Genomic DNA, 15,509 nt, shown 5'->3' with positions numbered 1-15,509 from the left:
TTGTAGAGCTTAGTCGCTTGCCGCGGCGCCGCCGCCCTTGATGGAGAACAGGGCGGCGGCGCCCGGCGTTACATGCACTTCGGCCCAGTCCAAAATCATGGTCACATGCCCCACATTGCCGCGCCATTGAATGGCCGGTTCAGGATGCGCCCCCGGAGCTACCGGCTGGGCATCAATCAGCAATACCGTTCCCTTGTATTTTTCCGCCATGCTGCGAATCTGTTTGCGCGCTTCGGCAAAGCCATCCTGCTTGGTCCGGAAACTGGACAGCAGCGAAAAACCTTCTTCCGCCGTGACGCCGGCATCGCCATCCGAGAACAGCACCAGGCCATGCATCTTCTCGCGTTCGGCCAGCGTGAACAGCCGATGCAGCCACGCGCGGTTGGCCACCAGGCGGTCTTCGAACTCGCTGTTGCGGCCCGCTTCTGGACGATAGTGGTTGTTATTGGCCGGCAGGTTGATGGTAGCGAATAGCACCTTGCCGTATTCCCAGTGCGAGTTCTCGGCATAGCTGCGGAACTTGGCGGTGGCCGACAAGCGCGTTACCTGCAGGCGGCGCGCACCGAGCGATTCGGCATCGACATAAAACACTTCGCGCAGGCGGTTCAGGCGTTCGATGGCGTTGGAGCGGCCGGCCGAATTGAGGCATGCGCTCCAGTCGCTGCCGGCCAGCGAGACGATCATCGGCGCCGACGATTCGTTCAGCAGGTCGCGGCGCTGGGCGTACAGCTTGTCGCTGCATGGCTCGGTGATGGATTTGATGCCGGTGGCGACCACGAAGGCCGGATTGGCTTGCGCCGCTTCGGCAATCGCGCGCTTGAGCGCCGCTTCGTCGCGGCCGTGCTGCAAGGGATGGCCGATGACGCCGAATTCGAAGTTGCGCGGCGCTGCCGGCGCCGATGTCGGCGCGGCGTAGGTTACATGCGCCGCCATCACCGCCAGCGCCATCAAGGCGGTTGGCAGCGTGCGGCGGCGCATGCGCGGCGTCATGCTTGCGCCGACTCCGTCAGGCGCTTCAGCTGGTACAGACGATCCAGCGCTTCGCGCGGCGTCAGCGCATCCGGGTCCAGATCGTCCAGCGCGTCGAGCAGTTCGCGCATCGCCGGGCTGGCGGCAGCCGTGACCGGCGCATCGACTTCTTCGTCATTGGCGTCGACCGACGGCGCGGCAAACAGGTCCAGCTGCGGCGTGGCGTCCAGCGCCTGTGCTTCCAGTCGCGCCAGATGCTTGCGCGCGGCCTTGATCACCGGCTGCGGCACGCCGGCCAGTTGCGCTACTTGCAAACCATAGCTCTGCGAGGCTGGGCCATCCTGCACCGCGTGCAGGAACACGATGGTGTCCTTGTGCTCCACCGCCGACAGGTGCACGTTGCTGGCGGTTGGATGGCTGTCCGGCAGCTGCGTCAGTTCGAAGTAGTGGGTGGCGAACAGCGAGAAACTGCGGCTGGTCTCGATCAGGTGGCGCGCAATCGCCCACGCCAGCGCCAGGCCGTCGAAGGTCGAGGTGCCGCGGCCGATTTCATCCATCAGCACCAGCGAGTTCTCGGTGGCGCCGTTCAGAATCGCGGCGGCTTCGGTCATCTCCACCATGAAGGTCGAACGGCCGCCGGCCAGATCGTCGGTGGCGCCGATGCGGGTGAAGATGCGGTCGATCGGGCCGATCACGGCACTTTGCGCCGGCACGTAGCTGCCCATGTAGGCCAGCAGCGTAATCAGCGCCACCTGGCGCATGAAGGTCGATTTACCGCCCATGTTAGGACCGGTAATCAGCAGCAGGCGGCGTTCGTCGACGAAGCGGCAATCGTTGGCGATGAAGCGTTCGATCTGGTTCTCCACCACCGGATGGCGGCCTTCCTTGATGTTGATGCACGGCGTGGCCACCAGCTCCGGTGCGCACCAGTTGTGGCGCAGCGCGTGGTCGGTGAGGGCGGTCAGCGTGTCCAGCTGCGCCAGCGCTCGGGCGATGGTTTGCAGCACGCCGATGAAGGGCGCCAGGTCGCCCAGCAGCTGGTCGTACAGCATCTTCTCGCGCGCCAGTGCGCGGTCCTGCGCCGACAGCGCCTTGTCTTCAAACGCCTTCAGCTCCGGCGTGATGTAACGCTCACAGTTCTTCAGCGTCTGGCGGCGGCGGTAATCGTCCGGCACCTTGGTGGCCTGGCCGTTGGTGACTTCGATGTAGAAGCCGTGCACCTTGTTGTACTCCACGCGCAGGTTGGTGATGCCGGTGCGGGCGCGTTCGCGCGTCTCCAGGTCGACCAGGTACTGGCCGGCGTTTTCCGACAGGCCGCGCAGCTCGTCCAGCTCCGCATCGAAGCCGCGCGCGATGACGCCGCCGTCGCGCACCATCACCGCCGGTTCCGGCATCACGGCGCGTTGCAGCAGATCGAGGCAGGACTCCGGCGTGGCCAGGTCGGCGTGGATGGCGGCCAGCAGGCCTTGCGTATCGGTCAGCGTGCGCTGCATGCCGTGGCGCAGCGCCGGCAGCTGAATCAGGCCGTCACGCAAACTGGCCAGGTCGCGCGGACGCGCCGACAGCAGGGCGATGCGGGTAGTGATGCGTTCGATATCCGGCACCTGCGCCAGCGTGTGCGACAGCGAACCTGTGGCGTCGGCCTGCGCCAGCGCGGCGATGGCCTGGTGACGCGAGCGCGCCATGTTCTGATCGCGGCGCGCGTGGTGCAGCCAGTGGCGCAGCAGGCGCGAACCCATGGTCGTGCGGCAGTGGTCCAGCAGCGAGAACAGTGTCGGCGATTCCTGACCACGGATGGTTTCGGTCAGCTCCAGGTTGCGGCGGGTGGCGGCATCGAGGCCGATGAATTCATTTTCCGTTTCGGTGGTCAGCGTGCGCACGTGTTGCAGGCCGCGGCCTTGCGTCGACTGCGCGTAACGCAGCAGCGCGCCGGCGGCGCCGAATGCTGCGCCCAGGCCATCGGCGCCGAAGCCGGTCAGCGTGGCGACAGCCAGTTGATCCAGCAGCGCCTTGTGGCCGCTGACGACGTCGAAGTGCCACTCGGGTACGCGGTTGACGTGGCAGGCGGTGTACTCTTCAAACAGCTCGCCGTTATCGCCGCGCAGCAGCTCGGCCGGGGCGATGCGTTCCAGCTCCTGCTGGATGCGGGTGTTGACCGTATGCGCGTCGCCCGAGAACTCCATCAGGCGCAGCGCGCCGCTGGCCAGCGACAGCCACGCCAGGCCGGCGGTTGCCACCTTGCGCTGGCTGATGATGCACAGTGCCAGCAGCGGGCGTTCCGATTTTTCCGGCAGCAGATCGGCATCGGTCAGCGTGCCTGGGGTAACCACGCGCATCACCTTGCGCTCGACCGGGCCTTTGCTGGTGGCCGGATCGCCGATCTGTTCGCAGATGGCGCACGATTCGCCGATCTTGACCAGCTTGGCCAGATAGCCTTCCAGCGAGTGGAACGGCACGCCGCACATCTTGATCGGCTGGCCGCCCGACGAACCGCGCGCAGTCAGCGTAATGCCGAGAATGCGCGACGCCTTTTCCGCGTCTTCATGGAACAGTTCATAGAAATCGCCCATGCGATAAAACACCAGCATGTCGGGATGCTGGTTCTTGATGCCCATGTACTGCTGCATCATCGGCGTGAGCTTTTCGGTAGGACTGTTCTTGACGGCGGCGGCGTTGATTTCGTTCGGGACGGTGGTCATTGGTTCTTTTCGGCAGTGCGGTAAGGCTGGTTTTGCGGGAGCACAAACGCCCCCGTGCGTAACCCGTCATTCTACCGCTTTCGGCCGCGCTACTGGTGAAATCGCGCTGCCTCCTCATTGAAGTAAACAGGGGCAATCTAAATGAGTATCGAAGAGTAGTTACAGTAGGAGATCCAGAATACCGATGAGGCTCATGAGAGCTATTCTCTGCCAACGTGGGAATTATGAATGTCCAGTTTTTTTGGGCGGGCTGAGATTGTAGCCATACGGGCGACGAGGTAACTGCTGAATGGATGGCCGGTGATGGCCGATACCGAGGTCCAAGACGAAAATACGCGTAATGAAAACGGGATTGATGAACGTGTGCGTTTAATCGGCGGCCCCAAGCAATTTATTCGCAAGCGGCAAGAGCCCTTCGGGCGGGGGCACTTTTCCCTAATCCAGAAGAAGACGGACAGCATCGATCAGAACGTCATTCAAACCACGGTCTGGAAATCTCAGCCGTATAGCGAATCAAGGGACCAGGAGATCCGCCCTCGGTTGCCTGTGAGTCATTGGTCGCCTCACGACCTGCACCGAATTTTGCGCACGTTGCCAGCTTCGTTCGGCTGCATTGAGGAAATCGCCGAAGCGATCTTGGGGGCACCTGAAGAGCGTCGTGGTTGGCATGTACTTTTTACACACATATGACAAGAGCGGAGGGCTTTAGCTCAAGCTCTTAAGAGAGTGACTCGAGTCGCTCGCCCGCTAAACGATTTAGTGCTGTCAGCAGTCTGAACTAATCGCCTACGAGCAAATTTTCCAAAGGCTCATTGCTGCATATCCAATACCTAAAATGATAGAGGGCATGATTACGGACTTCATCGGCAAAATATGTAAAACAGAAAGCCACCAAGGCGGTGTTGGTCGGTCGACTGTCCAAGCAGACTCTACAATTTTGCCATCTACGATATATGGAACCCAATAGGTCTGAATATGATCGTCGGTGAAGAAATCACTATGCGTAAAATTAAAATAGCGATCTTCTACTTTTGGACTGCGGAATCCGAACGTACCGCTGTTGCCATAGCCCCAGCTAACGGTACGCGCTACTGCAGGCAGGACATCTCGAGTGCCAACATCATTCAATACACCTTCGGTAGGGTAGCTTCTTAAGTTATCCCATGGGAACTTCGTTGAGACGATGGCGCCGCATAGCAGCACCCTGTGAAGCTGAAGGTCCGGACGACGGGAAAGTATTTGGGATAAAACATAGGTACCGAAACTATGAGCAATCACCGATATAATTGCGCCCTTATTATCCATCTGCGCGGCGCGAATTTTGCGTTCAACTTCCTCGATTGCGCCTTCACGGAATAAGCGCGGGAACCAAAAGCTGAAAATGTCGAAATAATCGAAGCCAACAATCACAGGCTTCACTCCCTCATTTTTTTTCAACCATGAGGCAACACGATCTTGCCAGGTACCGCGTGTACGGATTCCATGGATTAATATAACTAAGTGTAGTGGCTTTTCAGGTATTCCTACTGCGAGTTGGGTGGCTAAAAAAATTGCTGTAGCAAGAGCTCTTTCATCAGCGTCCTCAATGGTCGCAATTTTTCGCCGCGTGTAATCCATGCGGTGTGCTTCTTTGACTTCGCGCAAATCAGCAATGAGCGATTCAGCAACCTGCTTAGCTTGCATGAGCTACTCGTGGGTACAGCCTGTAGTACAAGCGCAGTTTGTCGGGTGTGATGACTACAGTCGCATTCGACCTCGCATCATAGATCTCATCCGGCACGTCTTCAATAGTCGGGAAATCGCCAATTCCCGCGAAGTTATATTCGACACGAATAAATTGCTCTAGAAGCCCGCTTTGTACAAGGCGATGCAGTAACAACACCAGATGTCGGTCTGGCGGCAAGTTTGCAATCGCTGAGATTCGGTTGAAGTCATAAAGCTTGGGGCGAGCACTACCCTTAGCTGCTGTTTCAAAATAGGAAACTAGTTCAGCTATCGCCCCCTTTTGAGCGGGGAACTCAGACATTAAGTTTTCTAAGTTCACTGAGGACATAGTTGTAATCGTCTTCGCTACAGTGGGCAATCACTCCATACTCGTTCGGATCGCCCGACATAAGTATCTTGATCTCTTTGCTAAGTAAGCCCTGCACCGCGCGGAAAGAAAAATTTTGCCCTTCTGCGTAAGCACCATTGTGTTTGAGGAAGCTGTCCTCACCTGCGAGTGCGCCATCGTCCTCTGCAAGGTCATCCTCACTTGATCCACTTGATACTTTAAATATAGTGCCGTTTTCATTTTTTAAAATAGTATCGGCGAACCGGATTATCTTGGTAAGTGCCTGCTTATCGGTACTGAGCTTGGCCTTCGCCTTTGCAAAATTAATTGGGCCAAATTTATGCACGGGAATGACTTCGCCAAGCGCTTGTATAAAACGCTCCCGCTGAACTTGGTAGGACGCGTCGCTAACTGAGTCAATTCTAATCTCTAGCAGACCGTCTCGATGCAGCTTTGCAACGTTCACTGCTCGCGTTCTAATGATACGCCAAGTCTTAGTTATTTGGTCGTTCGCTATCACTGGAGCCCCTAACAGGCGGTAGGCCTCATGCGTGTAGACCTCCTTCAGAGTCAGGTTCAATGGCACCTTCGCCATTTCCCAGCGGACGTCGACTATCGTAGGCGTGGGGGGCGTGTCAAGTGCGAGCGGGGCACCGAGCAAGTTATCCAGTCCTGCGCGTTGTACGTCGCGTTTTATCCTCGACTCATCAAGCAATTGTTGCGCTATGGTGGCGTCGCATTGATACAGATAAACGTGTTGCTTCCCGCACTCCTCGACTGAAGCGAGTAGCTCCGCAAACTCCTCAACGCCAATTTCTTCGTTTTCTACCGGTGCGACGATGCGCCTTTCAATGAAATCGTCCCAGCTAGTGGATGAGGTCGGTAAGTCCTTCGAACGGAGAAAGTTTTCCACGACCTGCTTACTTGTAGAAAATCTCAATAATTCGGCAATGCGTTGGATATTGGTCAGAGTTATTGTCACGATGAGCCCTCGTATGCCTGCGAACTTCTGACGCGGCAGTACATGAAATTAGTAAAATCGCATTATAAGCTCTATATTATATCTTGCAACTAGGAATGACGAGCCTTGCTGTCTGCATCCTCAACATGATGCGGGACGTTTGCAACCATCATTCGTCGGTGGAAATAATTCCGAGACCTGCCGTTGTTTGGCTCACTCCAATTTCACATGCCGGTCGCGCCATCCGGCGGCCAGAGAGCTATCGTGGCTTCGGAACCGACTTCTAGCGCACCGAGCAAGTGCCATTCGTCGTAGTAAAGAAAACAAAGTGAAGTCTAACGTCGGGGAGCTAGCTTTGCAGCAGCTTGGACGGGCTAGAACGGACGAAGCGCGAGGGGTAGAGTCGAATGCTGCGAGGGCCGCCGCTAACAATGTAGGATAAGATTAAGTGGCTGCATGACGCCTAAAGTATTTGACGCGTTGTGCCAGCGGCAGCTGGAAAATGAGATACCCCAAGCCCGAAATGAAGGTGATTTCGCCGGAAAAACCAAGGCCGAAATTTATGCTCGCCTTGCACAGGCCACCCAAAGCTACGGCGATATTGCAACGCTTCGATCAATGCCCAGATCGATGCTGTAAAGTGCCGCATCGTGATCGAAGATGTAGTCGCTCACCACTCTTTGGATCTGCTCATCAGCAACCATAACGTCGGTCTCCCCAGCGAAGAGGATTATATCCGGAACGTTGGCGTTCAAAGAGAATTCTGCGGAGCGTCCTACGCTGTAATGTAGACCGAGTTGATGCAAAGCGAAGATGGAAGACTTCACAGAACCAATGCGTAAAGGCCTTACGGCGAAGGTGGCTTCAACGGCGGGTACGGGACTTTTTCATCTGGGTACCAAAACGTTTTGTGGCAACTTTCACATGCCTTGTCCAGGGCATCGCCCAATTCCAATAAGGTCTTCACATTGCGCGTGTCCGTGGCTTTGAGCAGTTCTTGCGCCGCGCCGCGCAGGTTCAGGGCCATGCTGTTGAAGACGGCGCGGCGCGTGTCGATTTGATGCTGGACTTCAGCCGAACTGTAGACACCGGGGCCGGCCGATTCAAACGGTGTATCGGCCACTTTGCGATCAGGTATCAACAGCAAGTTGCTGGCTTCCAGCAGACGCAATACGGCCCGGCGCTGCGCTTCCCAATCTGCATCCGTTCTCGGGTAATTCTCGACGATGCCTTTCTTGGTGGCGATGGAACCGGTGGCGTTCCAGATTACGTCGGCTTCCGGATCGACGATTTGATTCATCAGGTCCTGCAAGGTGATCTGCGCCGCATAGGGCGGCACGTTGACAAATGCCGCTTTCGTGGGCGCGGGCGTTTCCGGTTGCGGTTTGCATGCCGCCAGCAGCGCCAACGCTGCCAGCCCGATCAGGCGTCGAAGATGGGGTGTGTGCATGATCATAAATCGTAGGCGTCCGGACCAGGTGGGGTTTTAGGCAAGGGTGCGTTATAGCCAAAGCCGCGACCGCCGTCCGGACCGATCACGCCGGCTCCCGGTCCGATATGCTCGCGTTCGACATTGTTCTCGTTGCAGGAGTATTCACCTACGCCGCGTCCGTCGCCGCCGTAATTCCACTTGCGGGTGAATTTGAACGGCTCGCGGTAATACTTCAGGTCCGTCACAGTCTCTTCCAGTTGCAGGTGGTGGTAGTCCGGACGCGACCAGCGTTCTACCACGGTGGTTTGATCGCTGGTGGGATTGCCGTTTTCATCCAGCCAGATTTTTTCAAATGAAGAATCGCGCAGGCCGGTGGTTTCAATCACCAGCGTATCGCCATCCCAGTAAGCCACGTTGGTGCCGAAATACGTCTTGGTGACATGGTCTTTCGGTGGCAAGTCGCGTTTGGGGCCGACAGTCGCCGAACGGTGCGTGGTGTAGTGATAGAGCGTGCTGAAGCGGTCGGTGGTCTGCAAGATTTCAAACGGCAGGCCGCTGCTGTTGTGGCGCGGAATGCCGCCGTTGATGCAGACGGCTTCCGGGTCCGGCGTATGATTTTGCGAGTAGATCATTGCGCGCTTGCCCTTTTCGCTCAGCGGCAAAATAAAGCCGGGCTGGTCTTTTCCGTGATTCCCGCCAGGCACGCCTTTTTCACGCGCACCTTGCCAGAATCCGCTCAAATCCGGCTTGCCATCCGCCAGGCGCGGCGTCGCGATCGGCGGGCCGTTGTAGATGAATGGCCGGAACATTTCGGTTTCCGCATCGCCGCTCTCGGCCTGCGCTGGACGCGTTGCTGCCGGTTTTTTTTGCGCCAGCGCGCTGCCGCTCAAGGCCGCCAGCACACTCAACAACAAGACACTCTTCGCCAAGCTCATGCACTTGATCTCCGTATTGATTCTGTTCACTTGGCCTCCGGCTTGGGTGGCAAATCCGATGGTTTCGGTTTGTTTTTGCGATACAGCCAGTAGCCTGTTCCGCGACCGTCGTCGTCCACCGCGCCCAAGGGCCAGTCCGGCACGATTTGCTTGTCCGGTCCGAAATAGCGATTGCCGTCGGCGCCGATTTTTCCCGGTCCCGGCTCAAGTTGCGTGGTGACCCAGTGGGTGTTCCACTCGCAGGAAAACTCCTTCAGCGCTTCGCCTTCCGGCGCCAGTACGAACTTGCGCGAATACTTGATCGGCTTGCTGTAATACTTGGCATCGGTCAGGGTGAATTCCAGATTCAGGTGGTGATAGTCTGGACGCGTCCAACGCTCAACCAGCACGGCGTCAGTGCTGATGGGATTGGCATTGTCATCGGCCCAGACCCGGCCTTCGGCGCTATCCTTGAATGCATGCGAACGAATCACCAGCGTATCGCCGTCCCACTTGCCGATGCCGTTGCCGCTGTAACGTGGATCGGGATCTGCTGCTGGCTTGCGGTCGTCCAGCCAGGCCAGGCGATGCCACCCCAGTTGATGAAAGCTGGCGAAGCGCACGCCGTTATGCTGAATCTCAAATGGCAGCACGGCCGTCAACGCGCGCGGGATGCCGGTGACGATGCAGCGCGCTTCCGGATCGACAATCTTGGCGTTGGCGGCCAGCGCAGCCTTGCCGGCTGCCGTGTAGGGCAACTGGAAATTCGGCAAATCCTTCCCAAGATTTCCGTCGGGCTTGTTGGCTTCGTGCAGCAGCTTCCAATAGCCATTCAGAAGCGGTTTGCCTTTGGCATCACGCGGCGTGCTGACGGGCTTGCCTGCATAATCAGTGCCGAGCCAGATGGCTTCGGACTTGGTGGTGATGCTATCGGGCTTGGCTTCATCGCGGTATTGCGCAGAGGCCGACAAGGCTGCCGCGGATAGAGCCAAGCCAACCGCCATATGCAGCGGATTGATTCGAAGAGGCATTGGATTCTCTTGGGGAGGTGATTTAAGGAAAGCGTAATTTGCCAGCAAGCACGCACCCCGTCCAATAAGCTTATTGCATATCCATATCTTAAGTACGCGTTTGGTCGGGGGGATATTTGCAGGTAAGCTGCACGCACCTCGTCAGCTATTGGAGATCCACCTTGAAGAAAATTTTCCCCCGCGCCGTGCTGGTTCTGGCGGCTTTGGCAGTTGGCCCGCTGGCCTCTGCCCACCACTCGTTTGCAGCGCTGTTCGATGCTAATAAACCGATACGCCTGAAAGGCACGCTCACCAAAATTGAATGGACCAACCCCCACAGTTATTTCCACGTCGACGTGGTCGACAGCAAGGGCGTCACCAACAGCTGGGCAGTGGAAGGTGCGGGGCCGGGCGCGTTGTCGCGTCGCGGTTTCAAAAAGGGCGACGTGAAAGTTGGCGATACGCTGATCGTGGACGGCTACCTGGTCAAGAAGGCCGGCGTGCGATTGATTGATGGCCGCGTCGTGACCTTGCCCGACGGCCGCGTGATCAATGGCGGCACCGATGGCGATGGCGGCCCCGGCGACAGCAAGCCTGCCGATGCGCCGAAGCCGGCTGGTGCCTGATTAAGATTGTAATTAGCTTACGCTGCCGGGCCGCATATCGGTGTGAGGTTTTATTCTTCGACAGCAGTGTGTGCCGCGTGGAAAATCGGGCTTTCGTTCACTACATGATGAAAGCGCCGAGATGAGTTCAAATCAAAAAGATCACCACAACGTTCCTTTAACTGCCCTGGCTCTGGCGGTTTCCCTGGCCCTGATCACGCCCGCGCAGGCGGCCGATCCGGGCGCGGACGGGAGTGTGGTGGTGGTCACCGGTTCGCGCGTGAGTGGACGCACTGTCGAGAATAGCGCCTCGCCGATCGACGTCCTCACGCAGGAAGATTTGGCCAACAGCGGTTCGGACAATCTGCTCGGCGCGCTGGTTGCGCTGGTGCCGTCCTTCAATCTGCCTGGACAATCGCCGCAACCAGATTTGGGCAGTATTGTGCTCGGCGTACAACAGCGCAATCTGTCGCCGGCGTACACGCTGGTACTGATCAACGGTAAGCGCCGCAACACCACGGCAGTGGTCAATGAAGGCGGCTTCGCCGGCTCGGCTGCGGTGGACCTGGGTTTGATACCGACCAGCGCGATTGACCACGTCGAGGTACTACGCGACGGCGCATCAGCCTTGTACGGTTCGTCGGCGATTGCCGGCACCGTCAACGTGATACTGAAACACAACGCGCAAAGCGGCAGCGTCGTCGTCAAAGGCGGCTCCACGTTCAAAGGGGGCGGCGAGAACGGCGGCGTCGCCGTGGACAAGGGCCTGGCACTGGGCGAGGGTGGTTTCGTCAGTCTGTTCGGACAGTTGAGCAAGCAGAAACCGGCAATCCGCAGTTCGCCCCTGAATCCGAACTATTTGTATTACCCTGCGATCAAAGCCGACGGCACGCTGTCCACCACGCTCGGCGCCAACAACACACTACCTGCCGGAGCCAAGCCGAATCCCAAGGAAGCCACGCGCGACAATGCGCCGTGGAAAAACAGCGGGCAAAAGCTGGACGTCAGGAACGCCAGCGTCGGCTTCAATGGCGAGTACGACCTGGGCCGCGACCTCACCGTCTACAGCTTCGGCACGTATGCCGACCGCCGCGCGTATTCGGCGCAAAACTTCCGCAGCCCGTTCTCCATCTACAGCAGTACCCTGGCGCGGACCAACGGCTGGTACGGGTTTTATCCAGACGGCTTTACGCCGCAGGAATCCACCTCCGACCGTGAAGCGCAACTGGTGGCCGGTATCCGTGGCGTGCTTGGCGGCTGGAATTGGGACTTGAGTACCAACTACGGCAAGGACAAGGTCGATGTCTATACTGTGGATTCCGCCAACTACGCGCTGCCGGCTTCTGCCGGGCAAACCGATTTCTATATCGGCCAGAACGCTTATTCCCTGTGGTCGAACACGCTGGACCTGACCCGCAGTGTGGAAACCGGTTGGACTGCCAAGCCGCTGAACCTGTCTGCCGGTCTCGAATATTCCCAGGAACATAGCCAGCTCAAGCCGGGCGAGCCCAACGCCTATCTGGGTGTGATTCCCGGCGACGGTGGTAGTGGCAGCGGCGGTGCGCAATCGCTGCCCGGTTATCTGCCACGCGATGCGTCCGATACCAAACGCCATAGTTATTCCGGCTATCTCGGCGCGGGCGCCAACATCACCAAGGAATGGTTCCTTGACGGCGGCCTGCGCGGCGAGCATTACTCGGATTTCGGCAGCAGCGGGGCGATCGGCAAGCTGTCGACGCGCTATGACTTCAGTCCGGCGTTTGCACTACGCGGTACCGCCAGCAATGGCTTCCACGCGCCGGCGCTGCAAACCGTCTCATTCAGCAATACGTCCGGCCGTCCGAATGGCCTGATTTCCTCGCTGGTGAGGCCGGACTCGGCGGCTGGCCTGGCGCTGGGCGCGGTTCCGCTGGCGCCGGAAAAAGCCAAGGGCTACACCCTCGGCATTACCGGCGACGTCGCATCGCAGTTCAACTACGCGGTGGACTTTTATCAGACGGAAGTGCAGCACACGCTCGGCACCTCCGCCTCCGTCGGTCTGGATCGCACCAATGCGGACGGGCAATTCCGCGACGCCACCGGCGCGCTGCTGACACCTGCGCAGCTGGCGATCCTGCAAAACTACTTTACAACGGCCGGGCTGGCCATTCCGCAGCAAGGCAATGGGCTGACGGCGCATTACTTCACCGATGTCGGCGACGTCCGCAGTCGCGGCCTGGACTTGACCGTCGATGGCAAACACCGGCTGGGCGATGGTGTGTTGAAGTGGAACTTCGCCGCGAATATCAACACCAGCGCGTTCACGCGGATTTCCGGCATCCCGGCGAAACTGCAGGTACTGCCCAACATCACTACCTTGTCGCTGACTAACCAGCAGAACACGCTATACCTCGCACCGCGTGACAAGCAAATCCTCAACGTCAATTACAAAAGCGGCGCCTTCTCCGTCAATGTAATTGAAACCCGGATTGGTAAAGTGCGCCGCTTCTGGACCAACGCCGACAACGCCGCTGCCGGTCTGCCGACCACCGGAGAATGGAACGCCGGCAAACTCTGGACCACCGACCTGACGCTGGGCTGGAATCTGGGGCATGGGTTTGACGCCAAGGTATCCGCCTTCAACCTGTTCAACGAACGTGCGCGACGCGTGCCGGACATCTCGCGCACCAACGCGTCCAAGGGCCAGTATCTGTATGCCTTCGACACCAGCGGACCGCTGGGCGCCGACATCGGCACGCAGTATGCCGCCACATTGAATTACAAGTTCTAAGGAGCGATGCAATGCCTGTTGGCGTTTTTTTTGACGAGTTGGCGGCGCTGCCTGTCAGCCAACTCATCGGTGAATCACTGAATCTGTTCACCGCGCTCGATGTGATCCATGTGGTTGGCGTCTTGCTGCTTGCGGGCAGCATTGCGGTCGTGGATTTGCGTTTGCTCGGCTTTGCGTTTCCGGAGGTCGGGCTGGCGACGCTGCAAAAGCAAGTCCTGCCGATCACCATACTCGGCGCCGTGCTCGTTTTCCCCAGCGGCATCGGCCTGTTCTTGCCGCAGGCGGCCAGGATATGGGTCAACCCGCTGCTGCAAGCCAAGCTGTTGCTGCTGATACTGGCCGCGCTGAACATCGGCTATTGGCACTATAACTTTTCGCGCCATGCGCAATGGAGCAGCGCGCCGGTGCTGCCGTGGCAAGCCAGGTTCGCCGGGGCTTCCTCGCTGCTGTTATGGACAGGCACGCTGATCGCCGGCCGCCTGATCGCTTTTTATATCTGAGGAACTACGATGTCTGTCCACACGCATCCAGCGGTCATCGAATGGCTGGCGCAAACTTCGGTCGCCCATACTTTCAATGAAGCCGATCCCTGGATTTTCGCCGCCGTCATGAGCATCCATTTGCTTGGCATCGCGCTGGCATTCGGCACCTCCCTGATACTCGATTTGCGCCTGGTTGGTATTGGCCTGCGGGCCAGTTCGGCGGCGAGTATCGCCCAAAACGTGCAGCCCTATTTACTGGCCGGATTGAGCGTCGCCTTGCTCAGCGGCTTCTGGTTGTTTGTCGCCGATGTATTGAAATTCTGGGCGAACCCGGTATTCAAAACAAAACTGGTGCTGCTCATCGTGATTACGGTGGCGCAGATATGGCTGCTGCGCAGCGCCAAACAGGATGCCGCGCCGGCACGGCCGGTTGCCGCGCTGATCGCGCTGACGTGGCTGGCAACAATTATTGCGGGCCGCTTGATTGGTTTACTTTAAGGGATGCATTCAATGAACAGAACACTGTACTGCCTGATAGCCGGCTTGATCCTTGGTGCCGGCAATGCCGGCGCGGCAGACGCCACGCTGGTCGAGCAAGCGCGGCAAATCCACCAGCGGATTATTGCCATCGACAGCCACGTCGACCTGCCGTTCGATTACCCAGGCGCGGCGGCGGACGGCCCCACGCAGATCGACCTTCCCAAAGTCTTGCGCGGTCAGTTGAAGGGGGCGGCGCTGGCGGTATTCGTCCCCCAAGGTCCACGAACTGCCGACGGATACGCCAAAGCGAGCGAAGAGGCAGAGAAGAAATACCAGCTGATCAAGTCCTTCGCCGAGGACAACCCGGACAAGGCGGCGCTGGCGTACACGCCGGAAGACGTGCGGCGGATTGCAGGGCAGGGCAAGTTTGCGGTCTTGATCAGCGTGTTGAATGCCTATCCGCTGGGCACCGATGTGAATCAACTCGACGCTTGGTACCAGCGCGGCGTGCGCGTGTTGGGCTACACCCATGCGGGAAATAATCAGTGGTCCGACTCATCCCGTCCGAGCAAGGCTCTTAACGATACGCCGGACCAGAGCGGCGGTCTGACGGAGCTGGGCAAGCAGGGCGTGGCTCGCCTGAATCAGCTCGGCGTCCTGATCGATGTCTCTCAGCTGACAACGCCGGCGCTCAAGCAGGTGCTGGCGCTGACCAGGGCTCCGGTGGTGGCGACGCACTCCGGCCTCAAAGCCATCGTGGATGCGCCGCGCAATCTAAGCGACGAGGAACTGGACCTGATCAAGCAGAATGGCGGCGTGGTACAGGTAGTCGCGTTCAGCAACTATCTGCGCAAGGCGCCGGAAGGCGTGAAAGCAGGTCCGGCGACCGTGGCGCAACTGGTGGATGCGATTGATTATGCCGTCAAGAGAATCGGTGTCGATCACGTCGGCATCGCGTCGGACTTCAATCACGGCGGAGGCGTGCAAGGCTGGGACAATGAGGGTGAAGCGCAAAACGTCACCATCGAACTGCTGCGGCGCGGATACTCCGAGCGCGACATCGCAAAACTATGGGGCGGAAATTTCCTGCGCGTGCTGGGCGAGGCGCAAAAGCTGGCTACGACACATTAACCG

The 15,509-nt window shown here is 58.6% G+C and carries 15 protein-coding genes; 7 read left to right on the top strand and 8 right to left on the bottom strand.

The annotated features are described in order from the left end of the window. Nucleotides 1-9: 9 nt before the first annotated feature. The gene (locus tag GTP69_RS20500; RefSeq protein WP_229261064.1) at nucleotides 10-990 is read right to left on the bottom strand and encodes a hypothetical protein; all 981 of its coding nucleotides are present in this window, start codon (nucleotides 988-990) and stop codon (nucleotides 10-12) included. Then, nucleotides 987-3,668: a DNA mismatch repair protein MutS gene (mutS, locus tag GTP69_RS20495; protein ID WP_161056587.1), complete on the bottom strand. Its 2,682-nt coding sequence runs from the start codon at nucleotides 3,666-3,668 to the stop codon at nucleotides 987-989. Before mutS ends, GTP69_RS20500 begins: the two co-directional genes overlap by 4 nt. 303 nt (nucleotides 3,669-3,971) lie before the next feature. Here mutS and GTP69_RS20490 point away from each other — a divergent pair, with 303 nt between their 5' ends. Then, nucleotides 3,972-4,358, top strand: coding sequence for a hypothetical protein (locus GTP69_RS20490; RefSeq protein WP_161056586.1), 387 nt, complete (start codon nucleotides 3,972-3,974; stop codon nucleotides 4,356-4,358). A gap of 96 nt (nucleotides 4,359-4,454) precedes the next feature. Here GTP69_RS20490 and GTP69_RS20485 read toward each other — a convergent pair whose 3' ends face one another. Genes GTP69_RS20485 through GTP69_RS20475 form a run of 3 tightly spaced genes read right to left on the bottom strand, consistent with a single transcriptional unit; the run spans nucleotide 4,455 to nucleotide 6,703 of the window. Further along, nucleotides 4,455-5,351 carry an alpha/beta hydrolase family protein gene (locus GTP69_RS20485; protein ID WP_161056585.1) on the bottom strand — a complete coding sequence of 299 codons (897 nt, stop codon included), beginning with the start codon at nucleotides 5,349-5,351 and terminating at the stop codon, nucleotides 4,455-4,457. Continuing rightward, entirely contained in the window at nucleotides 5,341-5,694 is a 354-nt protein-coding gene (locus tag GTP69_RS20480; protein ID WP_161056584.1) for a hypothetical protein, read from the bottom strand. Before GTP69_RS20480 ends, GTP69_RS20485 begins: the two co-directional genes overlap by 11 nt. Further along, complete coding sequence (locus tag GTP69_RS20475) at nucleotides 5,687-6,703, bottom strand: hypothetical protein (RefSeq protein WP_161056583.1); 1,017 nt, start codon at nucleotides 6,701-6,703, stop codon at nucleotides 5,687-5,689. The genes GTP69_RS20480 and GTP69_RS20475 overlap by 8 nt, the downstream gene beginning before the upstream one ends. A 435-nt stretch (nucleotides 6,704-7,138) precedes the next feature. Between GTP69_RS20475 and GTP69_RS20470 the strand changes: the two genes are divergently transcribed. Next, complete coding sequence (locus tag GTP69_RS20470) at nucleotides 7,139-7,321, top strand: hypothetical protein (RefSeq protein ID WP_161056582.1); 183 nt, start codon at nucleotides 7,139-7,141, stop codon at nucleotides 7,319-7,321. Nucleotides 7,322-7,529: 208 nt separating this feature from the next. On the opposite strand, the gene GTP69_RS20465 is transcribed toward GTP69_RS20470, so the two are convergent. The 3 genes from GTP69_RS20465 to GTP69_RS20455 are packed head-to-tail and all read right to left on the bottom strand — an operon-like array spanning nucleotide 7,530 to nucleotide 10,020. Then, nucleotides 7,530-8,132 (bottom strand): cytochrome c, encoded by a 603-nt coding sequence (locus GTP69_RS20465; protein ID WP_161056581.1) that lies wholly within the window; start codon nucleotides 8,130-8,132, stop codon nucleotides 7,530-7,532. Nucleotides 8,133-8,134: 2 nt separating this feature from the next. Beyond that, on the bottom strand, nucleotides 8,135-9,049 hold the full coding sequence (locus GTP69_RS20460; RefSeq protein ID WP_161056580.1) for a hypothetical protein: 915 nt from the start codon (nucleotides 9,047-9,049) through the stop codon (nucleotides 8,135-8,137). Nucleotides 9,050-9,075: 26 nt separating this feature from the next. Then, nucleotides 9,076-10,020 (bottom strand): hypothetical protein, encoded by a 945-nt coding sequence (locus tag GTP69_RS20455; RefSeq protein ID WP_161056579.1) that lies wholly within the window; start codon nucleotides 10,018-10,020, stop codon nucleotides 9,076-9,078. Nucleotides 10,021-10,220: 200 nt separating this feature from the next. On the opposite strand from GTP69_RS20455, the gene GTP69_RS20450 reads away from it, so the two are divergent. From GTP69_RS20450 to GTP69_RS20430, 5 genes are all read left to right on the top strand, one after another. Continuing rightward, nucleotides 10,221-10,664 carry a DUF6152 family protein gene (locus GTP69_RS20450; RefSeq protein ID WP_161056578.1) on the top strand — a complete coding sequence of 148 codons (444 nt, stop codon included), beginning with the start codon at nucleotides 10,221-10,223 and terminating at the stop codon, nucleotides 10,662-10,664. A gap of 121 nt (nucleotides 10,665-10,785) precedes the next feature. After that, complete coding sequence (locus GTP69_RS20445) at nucleotides 10,786-13,413, top strand: TonB-dependent receptor plug domain-containing protein (protein WP_161056577.1); 2,628 nt, start codon at nucleotides 10,786-10,788, stop codon at nucleotides 13,411-13,413. Between the two features lie 38 nt (nucleotides 13,414-13,451). Beyond that, the gene (locus tag GTP69_RS20440; protein ID WP_161056576.1) at nucleotides 13,452-13,913 is read left to right on the top strand and encodes a DUF6644 family protein; all 462 of its coding nucleotides are present in this window, start codon (nucleotides 13,452-13,454) and stop codon (nucleotides 13,911-13,913) included. A 9-nt stretch (nucleotides 13,914-13,922) separates the two neighbouring features. Further along, the gene (locus GTP69_RS20435) at nucleotides 13,923-14,393 is read left to right on the top strand and encodes a DUF6644 family protein (protein ID WP_161056575.1); all 471 of its coding nucleotides are present in this window, start codon (nucleotides 13,923-13,925) and stop codon (nucleotides 14,391-14,393) included. A 12-nt stretch (nucleotides 14,394-14,405) separates the two neighbouring features. Then, nucleotides 14,406-15,506, top strand: coding sequence for a dipeptidase (locus GTP69_RS20430; RefSeq protein WP_161056574.1), 1,101 nt, complete (start codon nucleotides 14,406-14,408; stop codon nucleotides 15,504-15,506). Nucleotides 15,507-15,509 lie beyond the last annotated feature (3 nt).

This window comes from Duganella levis (assembly GCF_009857605.1).
Taxonomy (GTDB): domain Bacteria; phylum Pseudomonadota; class Gammaproteobacteria; order Burkholderiales; family Burkholderiaceae_D; genus Rugamonas; species Rugamonas levis.
The sequence above is the reverse complement of the archived record's forward strand: the minus strand, read 5'-3'. Positions and strand labels throughout refer to the sequence as shown.